Source organism: Microcoleus sp. PH2017_35_SFW_U_B, from assembly GCF_020737865.1.
Classification (GTDB): Bacteria; Cyanobacteriota; Cyanobacteriia; order Cyanobacteriales; family Microcoleaceae; genus Microcoleus.
Genome location: NZ_JAEQDE010000158.1, coordinates 1 through 10,059, shown reverse-complemented (window position 1 = coordinate 10,059; position 10,059 = coordinate 1). Strand labels below are relative to the sequence as shown.

Genomic DNA, 10,059 nt, shown 5'->3' with positions numbered 1-10,059 from the left:
ACAAGGGTATGGCTTTTCTAATTTTGATAATTTTAGAAATCGCGTATTAGCTTGTTTCTTGCATTAGATAAAATTATCACCATAAGTTCTGGAGAGCCGGATACCATCGCCCACAAGGTGACTATCGGTGTGTAGATGCTTTGGTAGTAGGTGATTTTCTCTTTCGCTAGAAGCGAATAGACTAACTTTTCTGGCAGCAGTTTTTCCCAAGGTGAGGCAACGCTCTGTAAAAATTGTTGTTTGAGAATAGACGCACGATTTGGCATAATAAAGAGAGATTTTTTGATTTGTAAGGCAATGATCTATATATATATTGCCTTACAGATTTTTTTTTGGTCACTTTTTCAGTGCCATTTGACTAAAGCCCTCAATACAAACCAAAGTTTGTATCTTCAGTTAATTCTAAAAGGTTCGTAGCGAGGACTTCAGTCCTTCTTTCTTTAACTAAGATAGAAGGACTAAAGTCCTCACTACAAACCAAATTATATAGAGTCTGGCAAGAGGTATAATATTTACTGGTTGATACAAATAATCTCAAATCCAAAATCCAAAATCCAAAATCGAATGAGTTACTGCCTAAACCCCAACTGTTCCAAGCCCCAAAACCCGGATGCAGCCAAAATTTGCCGAAATTGTCGGTCAAAACTGCTGCTGCGCGACAGATATCGGGCCATAAAGGCGATCGGACAAGGAGGTTTTGGCAGAACATTCCTCGCCGTTGACGAAGACAAACCCTCAAAACCCCGCTGCGTCATCAAACAATTTTTACCCACAGAAACCCAACTCATCCCATCAGCCAGCAATCGCAACAGCAAAAAAGCCGCCGAACTTTTTGAACAAGAAGCAATGCGATTGGATGAATTGGGAAAACACCCTCAAATTCCCGAACTATTAGCCTATTCCATCCAAGACAACCGACAATATGTAGTCCAAGAATTCATCGACGGACAAAACCTAGCACAAATTATAGCAACAGAAGGCACATTTACAGAAACTCAAATTCTAGACTTACTAAATAGCTTACTACCCGTACTGCACTTCATCCATTCCCACAACGTCATTCACCGAGACATCAAGCCCGCAAACATCATCCGCCGCGCCGATAAACAATTAGTTATAGTAGACTTTGGCGCTGCCAAAATTGCCACAGGTACAGCCTTACTCAAAACAGGAACCAGCATCGGCAGCCCCGAATACATCGCCCCGGAACAAGCCCGAGGCAAAGCATTTTTCACCAGCGATTTGTACAGTTTAGGCGTAACTTGCCTGTATTTATTAACTCAAATTTCCCCATTTGATTTGTTCGATCCGGGCGAGGATGCCTGGATTTGGCGGCAGTATTTAAGTAACAACCCGGTGAGTAAAGAACTCGGGAAAATTTTAGATAAAATGATTGAAAATGCTACCAACCGCCGCTATCAAACTGCTGTAGAAGTATTAACACAACTGAATCCCCAAGCAGCAATTAAACTCACCATTCCGCAAAAAATCACCAAACCAGTCAAACCCGCCACCAATCCCAATCCGCCCCCACAGCAAACCCATAACTGGCAATGTATTCACACATTAAGCGGACACAAAAACTTAATTTCATCTGTAGCTTTCAGCCCCAACGGAGAAGTTATCGCCAGCGGCAGCGATGACAAAACAATCAAACTTTGGCAAGTTGAAGACGGGCAAGAAATAGTGACTCTCGCAGGACACACAAACTCAGTTCATACAGTAGTTTTCAGCCCTGACGGAAAGACACTCGCTAGCAGCAGCCACGACAAAACAATCAAACTTTGGCGAATGAAAGACGGGCAAGAAATTCGCACACTTTCCGGTCACATTAACTCCGTTTATGGCTTAGCTTTCAGTCCCGACGGCGAAACTGTGGCTAGTAGCAGTTGGGACAAAACAATCAAACTTTGGCGCGTGAAAGATGGGCAAGAAATTAGCACATTTTCCGGTCACATTAACTTAGTTTACTTTGTCGCCTTCAGTCCAGACGGAGAAACTATTGCTAGCAGCAGTTGGGACAGAACAATTAAGATTTGGCGAGTCAAAGATGGCAAGCTAATTCGCACGCTGACAGGTCATACAGACTGCGTTCGCTGCCTAGCTTTCAGCCCAAACGGAGAGTTTCTGGCAAGCGGCAGTCACGACAATACGATCAAAATTTGGTGGGTTAAAGATTGGCAAGAAGTTTTAACTATTACAGGTCATTCCTGGTACGTTGATTCGATCGCATTTAGTCCAGATAGCGAGATTCTGGCTAGTAGCAGCAATCAAACAATCAAGATTTGGCGGGTTAAAGACGGTGAAGAAATTTGTAATATTGCGGGTCATACTAACTCGGTGTATTCTGTTAATTTTAGCCCGGAAGGAGAGTTTTTGGCGAGCGGCAGCAGTGATAAAACTATTAAGATTTGGCAGAATATGATGTTTGTTTGATTACCCACAATCAAAATTGTTTGTAATCGTTGGGCGGGGGCAGGTTTATGAGAAGTTTCGGTTTTAGGCAATTATTGTTGGTGAACCTGCCCCTACAGGAATTACGATCGATTCACCGGAAACGATAGGATTCAACCGTTCTCCCTTTCAATTTTCCGTCGCAACTCCCGAATTACTGTACTTGTATGGCGATCGCGCGACATTTGCCAGCATTCCTCCACAATTTCTGATACATTAAAATTGGGAAAATAACGGCTAACTGAACTTTCGACATATCGCTCGTTTTGCCAGTCGTAAATTCTGAGCTTATTTTTCTTAAACAGCCACACTTCCGGCACTTGATAAGGCAAGTAATCATCTACATCCGTGTAGCTAGTTACATCTACTTCAATTACTAAATCGGGTGGCGGTTCAACATCCCAAGCAATCCGATCTTTACCAAGAATTGCCGCGCAATTATCGATATAAAAACAATAATCTGGTTCAATCCCTCTTTCTTCCGGCAAATCCATCGTAATTGGTGTAAACGCTTCATAATCTCGCCCCAAGAAATCTAGCAGAACTATTGCCACAATTGCGATAATATGAGCTTGTTTTCCGTGTACGGGTAAAGGGGACATTAATAAAATCTCTCCTGGTCGATATTTGATGCGCGGAATCTGACGATCGCCCAATTGTTCTACAAGCGCTTGGTAATCCTGCCAACTACCAGGAAATTTTATCAGCGTTCCTGGGGGTAAGTGAATTTTTTCTGGGGTGACAACTGCAAACATAAAACTTATACCTCCTGACTGAGGATGTGTGTTTTAAACAACTAAAAGCTATTATCAATCTATCTGCTTCACTACCTCCAAGGCTAACCCGAGCACTTCTGCAATTTGCTCATCCTTCAATCCCAACTGTCGTAATTTACCAACCATTGCAATTTTAACTTGATTCGTGCCATCCTGGTAGTCGGGAGTCGCCGGCTGACTTTTATCTGGGGTAGGAGTGGGTAGTTCTGAGCAACCATTGATATAGTTAATTGTATTGCTATCCCAAAAATTAGTAGTGTTGCGATCGCCAAAATTTATATTCAGATTTAATTGCCGTTCTAGAACAGATTCCAGATTACTTTTATCAACTGGTTCATCAAAAGCATCAGATAACATATGCAAAAGCTTGTAACCTACATCCTTAGCATGACCCGCCGTACAACCGTAAGTATCTGCAATATCAGAATACTTTTGTCGATTCAGTATTCCCTCGATAATTTTACGCTGCAAGTCATTGAGACGTTTGCCTGTCTTCGCGCTGAGCACTTCATCTACAAATTGCAATATATGGGCAGTGTCCATCAGTAGGGCTGTCACAGAACTATAGTTAGTATACCCGACTTTATCCGTCTTTATCAGTCTTTTTCCGCCTTGCATAGCGATTTTAGAAATGCCCGTCTTTTTCCGTCTTTTTTTGCTTTGCAGTTTTGTGCCATCGGTCTATGATGTGGAAAAGGATAAAAATTAGCTTCGCTGGAAGAAGGGAGTGTACATCTAATCCCAATCTCCAATAGCGGCCGATGGTGCTTTACTGATGGTGCTTTACTATTTTGCGAGTTGCGATCGCACTTCTAAATTGTCTTCATAGATTTTGGGTGCTCGCCTGTATTTGTGAACAGAATTTCATCTACCAGTTTTAAAACTTTTGCGGTGTCCATAAATAGGTCAGATAGGCAGGTTTTTCCTATATTATCCGATCTTTACGACATTTGAGCAAATTTTTCTGGAAAGTTCCGACTCAATCGTACTGACAGGGCGATCGGGCTTGGGTTTTGATTGGGAAGGTATTGTTTGACACTTAGATTGTTAAATATGAATCCGTAAAAGGAGATAAGTATGAAAAAATTGATTGTGGGCATGATTTCTGGAGTTGGAATTTTTGCTTCTACAATATCAGGGGTAGCTCAGAATCCACCACCTCCAAACATCCCATCTGGTATCTATGGGAGTCAAGGTCACAGCTATTACTGGAATAACACCGAGAAAGCTTCGTGTCACATTGTCGGTCCAGCCCAGTTGAGGCTATTCGTTAATAGAGGTATGCCGAGTAGAGGAAATGCACCTTTTACCCCCTATAATTTTCAAGGTGGTTGTCTATGGCCTCAAGGGCTTTATGTGCCACCAAACAACGAAGGCAAAGTGATGTACATCAACTCCCGTCAAGAGATTTGCCACGTAGGACCGTCATTGTTCGGATTGTTACGCCAGCAATTTGGAGCGCCGCTGGAAGGTCTTTCTCTAGAAGTTATCTCTCAAGGTTTGACAAATATTGGTACTTGCCCCAATCCTGGATAAAATCTTGGGTATTTTTAATACTTCTGCGATGTCCGTAGAGCGATCAGATAGGGAGGTTTTTCAGATATTCTCCGATCTTTGCGACATTTGAGCAAATTTTTCGGGAAAAGTTCCGACTCAATCCGACTGACAGAGTTATCTCTGTTGATTTATGACTGTAAATCGATAGATGCGAATGTTTAGGTGACAAGATGAATAAATTACTGAAATTTACAATGTGCCTTGCTGCGGCTACCTTAGCCCAAGTTTTTACTGGATTTATTAATGATGCTCAAGCTCAACCTAAGAACCGCTCAGATTTGAATGGCTTACTACTCGCGCATCCTAGTAATGGTAAAGTCTACTGGATCGATCAAGGAAAACGACGGTGGATTGCAGGTCCTAATGTTTTCGACCTCTTGTTTCCTGGAAGGCAGGTTCAGCAATATATAGATGTCGAGCTGATTGAGGAAGCATCACCATTAACAATGGAAAATAGAGTTGTTCTTTGTAAAGAGAACGGTCATCGTTTAAATAACAAAGCGTATCTTTTGGATCAAGGTACTAAACGCTGGGTTGCAGGTCCAAAAGCTTTTGAACGTAACTTTGTTCTAAAAGCGGTAACACCTATATCTTGTCCGGCTTTGGTCAGCATCCCAGACGGTAGACCTATCCAATAGGTCGCCCACGTTTATGGAAGTTCTAATCTGAAGACGCTATTTCTCACTAGAGCGCTATTACTTTTTTTATTGATGGCGATCGATAAGGGGTGTGGATGCGATCGCACCTTGTCTTTTTTCACGGACAGGGCGATCGCACTCTTTGTGTGGATGCGCTCGCCCCTCTCTTTTTTACCGATCGACATCGACGCTTATTAGAAGCGGATAATCTCGATCGTGCATCGCGATCTCTGAAAACAAACATCAAATTCTCGAAAGAAGTTTGTTTGCCCAAGAATTAAGGGTATTTGAGAGGATTCTGCCCAGGCAAATGCTAGACGAACTGGTTCCAAATTCCCAATTTGAACCTGCACAAATACACCCCGCGCCTCAACACTTGCAAGATTTCCTGCCAATGGCAAGCGGACAGTTTGTTCCTCCCAAATTGCACCCAATTGCAGCCCTATGTCATAAGGTAATAGGTTGACCGCAGACCCAGTATCTAGCAGTGCATTCGCGGAGACAGAAAAGCCTGCATGACGAGCGAGTGATGGGAATCGTGGGTAATGCTTCATCGTCAGAAAAGGGAAACTCGATCGTACTAGGTATGAGTAGATGCCTCTCGGTCATCCCGAATCATCTGCATCAGAAGGTTTGCAGCTTCCGTTGCGTCGTAGGGCGACCAAACCGGATACTCTGATGCAGAAAAGATAACTTGTAGTTCAGCCTTTGGGATTTGCACAGCTAGGAGTTTGAAGAGTGATAATTTGTCTGACTGGCTCAGACTGTTCACCAAAGGAATTAACTCAGCGAGAGACATGGTTTAAACTCCTAGACATACGAGGATACATTTATCATAAATGATCTGTGAGACACGGTTTTATAGATAGGCGATCGATAAGGACTGGGATGCGATCGCACTTTTATCTACCAATAATCTAATTTTACACAGAAGTACGATCGCCCTTCCTCCACTTCTTCAACAACTCCGGCGTCACCAAACCTTGCGGAAAAAATATCGTCCCCAAAACAATCAGTACCCCAAACACAATTAACCGCCCATCCCGCAGAAATTGCGCCAACCAAACCGGCAATCCCTGAATAGTCGCCATTCCCCTCAAAACCTCCGGTAAAGCAGTAAACACCATCCCACCCAAAACTGCTCCCAAAAACGTTCTGCTACCACCAATTAACACAGAAGTCAAGTAAATAATACTAGCATCAAAAGTACCTTGACGCGCGTTCCAAGTATTCAGAAAATGTGCACTAACAGCACCCACAACCCCAGCTAAAATAGCACCTAACGTAAAAGCCAGAACCTTATAAAAAGTTGGATTAATGCCGATCGCATCAGCCGCCAACTCATCAGCGCGGATCGCCGCAAAAGCCCGCCCCACCCGAATCCGTTCCAGCCGATAGACAATCGCCATACTTACCAACAGTAAAGGTAGTACAATCCACAAATACTCGATCGGCGTTCCAAACGGTTGCGGAATCCCAAAAATCCCCACAGCCCCGCCAGTGATGTCCAGATTCAGCGATAAAACCCGCAGAATTTCCACAAAAGCAATAGTTGCGATCGCCAAATAAATCCCCCGCAACCGCAGCGCCGGAACTCCCACCAAAATACCCAACAACCCCGAAACAGCCCCTGCAATTATCATCTCCACCAACAGCAATGGCAGAGGAAATAAACCTTCTGTCTGCTTAAATACCGTCGTAGATAAAATCGCCGCAATATACCCACCCAAAGCATAAAAACCAGGGCTAGCGAGAGACAACTGACCAGTCATTAGAGGCAAATACAGCGACATTCCCAACATTGCACCCAGCAACATCGAGACAATCAGAAACCCATAAGTAGTAAAAAATGTAGCCATAACTTTATCTTAAATTATAAACATACTTAAATACGGGCTTTCTATCAAATGCGATCGCATCAGAATTATTCATTTCTCTCTTCTCTTTCTCTGCGCCCTCTGCGCCCTCTGCGGTTCAATCATTCCGATGTAACCGGAATCGAGCTAACAAACTTACACCTTTTGAATCAAACGCCGACCAAACAAACCCTGCGGCCTAACCAACAGCATCACAAACAATATCGCAAAAGCCACAGCATCCTTATAAGCCGAAAAATCACCCGGTACAAAAGCCTCCACCAAACCAATGATAAAGCCACCAAAAACAGCCCCCGGAATACTCCCCAACCCACCAAGCACAATCACAGCCAAACCCTTCAAACCAAAAGCAATCCCAAAATACGGCCCCGCAATACTCACACTAGAACCCACCAAACTCCCCGCCAAACCAGCCAGAAAACTACTCACAAAAAACGTCAAAACAATATACCTGTCAGTATCAATCCCCAACAGACTAGAAGTAGTAGCATCTTCAGCCACCGCCTGCATTGCCTTACCAAATTTAGTAAAATTTATCAAGTAAGTTAGGAGACTAACAATCGCCACAGCCACCACAAAAATAACTATTTGCACAGTCCGAATCGGAATCTGTTGATCCGCCGTACCAAAGTTAATAGCTGCTGGCAAATTGCCGTAAGTATTCGCCGGAAAAGTGTAAATCTCAGCCCCGACAAGATATTGAATCATATTTGCGATCGCCACCGCCGCCCCCAAACTCGAAACCACCGTCAGCAAAGGATCTGAGTTTCTGCGGCGTAAAGGCAAAAAAGCAACTCTTTCCACAATTACTCCCACCAAACCAGCCAACACACTGCCCAAAATTAGCGCCACCGCGAAAGGCAACTGCACGGGAATTCTAGCATTAGCCAACAACCCGTTAAAACCGAAAGCACCGCCCATCAGCGCATAAGTGAAATAAGCACCTAAGGTAAACACTGCACCGTGAGCAAAATTAATAATCCCGAGAATAGAAAAAACCAGCGTGTACCCCAGGGCAAAAATAGCATACACGCTGCCGATCGACAAACCATTCAGAAATTGTTGCAGAAATAGAGTTAAATCCATCGCCAGTCACAAATTAGGCATCAAAATTAAATCATTCAATCACAAATAGGCTAAAAAACTACTGTCCTATTTTTTGACTGCATCCGTTAAATCCGCTACAAAATTCCTTGCCGAACTTCCTTTATTTCAGAAACTCAAACTTCCCATTAACTCCATCCGCATCCATTTTAATTTGTGCCACATAAAAGTCTTTCTGATTGATTTCACCTTCCGGCGTAAAAGAAATTTCCCCCAAAGGTGTATCGTACTTACCAGTCAACAACTGCTCATTAAGCTTTGTACGCAAGTCTGCCAAAGGCTTTTTACTAACCTTAGACTGAGAATTAATTGCCTTTAATGACTCCACAAAAACTTGAACGCCCGTAAAAGCTTGAGCGCTAAACTGAGGCGGTTCCTTCTTAAATTGAGCGCGATAAGCATCGCGAAAAGCCTTATTAATTTCATTCTGATATTCCGGGCTGTACGCTTGGGCAATCAAAACCCCATCGCAAAGAGCCTTACAAACAGTAAATACATTGGAAGTATTCAAACCGTTGCCGCCAATGATAACGCCTTTGTAGCCCAACTCCCGCAATTGCTTAATTAAATTGCCTCCATCTGCGGCCAACCCAGAAATAATGATCAAATCGGGCTTGACATTGATCGCATTAGTGGCTTGAGATTGAAAATCTGTATCAGTAGTCAAGAATTTTTGGACTGTTGCCAATTCCAGCCCCATCTCTTTAACCGTTTTCTGGAAAGTTTCAGTCTCAGATTTGCTGAAAGCATCATTCTGAGCAAAAAACACGGCTACTTTCTTGATATTGGGATTTTGCTTGAGGGCGGCTTTAACTGCATTAGGTGCCACCACGGCGACAGGCGCGGAGACTCTGGCCACATAATCGCCAATCTGGGGAATGCCTTTAGCCGTATTGGAGGGTGCGAGGACGGGAACTTTGGCGCGATCGGCGATCGGATCGGCACCAAAAGCTTGCTGTGATAGAGTTGGGCCCACAATCCCCACCACCTTATCCTGATTGATCAGAGTATTGAACGCATTAATCGCCCCTTGTTCATCTCCACCCGTATCTTGGAACACCAATCTAATCGGCGTCCCATCCACACCGCCCTTATCGTTAAAATATTTCTCAGCAATTTTCGCCCCAGCCACCTGTTCCTGACCGAGTAAAGCCACATTGCTAGTTTGCGCCACCCCAATCCCAACCGGAATAGCCACAGAGTTCCCCGCAGCCGTACCCTGTGGCGTAGCTGTGGGAGTTGGTGAAGTACCTGGAGATACTGTATTAGTACCAGTCTGGGGAGTGTTGGTCTGACTGCAAGCCAGCAGCAGTGAGGCGCAGGTAAGGAACAAGGCAGTAGGACGAGCAGTAGGTTTTTTCATGGGCGGGCGATCGAACACATATATATAGAACATCTGTCTGTGTCTGTAGAGATATTCTACCCATTAGCGTCCGAGTCCCCGGAAAAAACCTTAGAATTACGCCCCAAACAAGTGAAATCCGGAAAAGCAGATTGGGCGATCGGGTCAAAGAGTCGGTCTCAACAGTCGAAACCCATACGGTGTATGAATTCAAAAAAAGTCAAAATTATTTTCGCAAAACGCTTGACAAGCCCTTGCGAAATAAGTATATTAATAAAGCGCCAGAGAGAGAGCGGTTCACACCGCGAACT

General features: G+C 43.8%; 10 protein-coding genes. 3 read left to right on the top strand and 7 right to left on the bottom strand.

Going from position 1 to position 10,059, the window contains the following annotated elements:
• The first annotated feature begins 564 nt into the window (after positions 1 to 564).
• Positions 565 to 2,436, top strand: a complete 1,872-nt coding sequence (locus JGK36_RS32095) for a serine/threonine-protein kinase (RefSeq protein WP_293199180.1) — start codon at positions 565 to 567, stop codon at positions 2,434 to 2,436.
• Between the two features lie 131 nt (positions 2,437 to 2,567).
• Here JGK36_RS32095 and JGK36_RS32090 read toward each other — a convergent pair whose 3' ends face one another.
• Complete coding sequence (locus JGK36_RS32090; protein ID WP_293186874.1) at positions 2,568 to 3,209, bottom strand: Uma2 family endonuclease; 642 nt, start codon at positions 3,207 to 3,209, stop codon at positions 2,568 to 2,570.
• Positions 3,210 to 3,263: 54 nt separating this feature from the next.
• Positions 3,264 to 3,773 (bottom strand): hypothetical protein, encoded by a 510-nt coding sequence (locus tag JGK36_RS32085; RefSeq protein ID WP_293186875.1) that lies wholly within the window; start codon positions 3,771 to 3,773, stop codon positions 3,264 to 3,266.
• Positions 3,774 to 4,307: 534 nt separating this feature from the next.
• Between JGK36_RS32085 and JGK36_RS32080 the strand changes: the two genes are divergently transcribed.
• Together JGK36_RS32080 and JGK36_RS32075 are read left to right on the top strand one after the other, a co-directional pair.
• Positions 4,308 to 4,766 carry a hypothetical protein gene (locus JGK36_RS32080; protein ID WP_293186876.1) on the top strand — a complete coding sequence of 153 codons (459 nt, stop codon included), beginning with the start codon at positions 4,308 to 4,310 and terminating at the stop codon, positions 4,764 to 4,766.
• Between the two features lie 191 nt (positions 4,767 to 4,957).
• The gene (locus JGK36_RS32075; protein WP_293186877.1) at positions 4,958 to 5,425 is read left to right on the top strand and encodes a hypothetical protein; all 468 of its coding nucleotides are present in this window, start codon (positions 4,958 to 4,960) and stop codon (positions 5,423 to 5,425) included.
• Positions 5,426 to 5,619: 194 nt separating this feature from the next.
• Here the strand turns inward: JGK36_RS32075 and JGK36_RS32070 are convergent, their stop codons facing one another.
• The 5 genes from JGK36_RS32070 to JGK36_RS32050 form a co-directional block, all read right to left on the bottom strand.
• Positions 5,620 to 5,979, bottom strand: coding sequence for an aspartyl protease family protein (locus JGK36_RS32070; RefSeq protein WP_293186878.1), 360 nt, complete (start codon positions 5,977 to 5,979; stop codon positions 5,620 to 5,622).
• Positions 5,980 to 6,005: 26 nt separating this feature from the next.
• Positions 6,006 to 6,224, bottom strand: coding sequence for a hypothetical protein (locus tag JGK36_RS32065; protein ID WP_293186879.1), 219 nt, complete (start codon positions 6,222 to 6,224; stop codon positions 6,006 to 6,008).
• 124 nt (positions 6,225 to 6,348) lie between these two features.
• The gene (locus JGK36_RS32060) at positions 6,349 to 7,284 is read right to left on the bottom strand and encodes a branched-chain amino acid ABC transporter permease (RefSeq protein WP_293186880.1); all 936 of its coding nucleotides are present in this window, start codon (positions 7,282 to 7,284) and stop codon (positions 6,349 to 6,351) included.
• A 153-nt stretch (positions 7,285 to 7,437) separates the two neighbouring features.
• Positions 7,438 to 8,388, bottom strand: coding sequence for a branched-chain amino acid ABC transporter permease (locus tag JGK36_RS32055; RefSeq protein ID WP_293186881.1), 951 nt, complete (start codon positions 8,386 to 8,388; stop codon positions 7,438 to 7,440).
• Positions 8,389 to 8,509: 121 nt separating this feature from the next.
• Positions 8,510 to 9,802: an ABC transporter substrate-binding protein gene (locus JGK36_RS32050; RefSeq protein WP_366516626.1), complete on the bottom strand. Its 1,293-nt coding sequence runs from the start codon at positions 9,800 to 9,802 to the stop codon at positions 8,510 to 8,512.
• Positions 9,803 to 10,059: the final 257 nt, after the last annotated feature.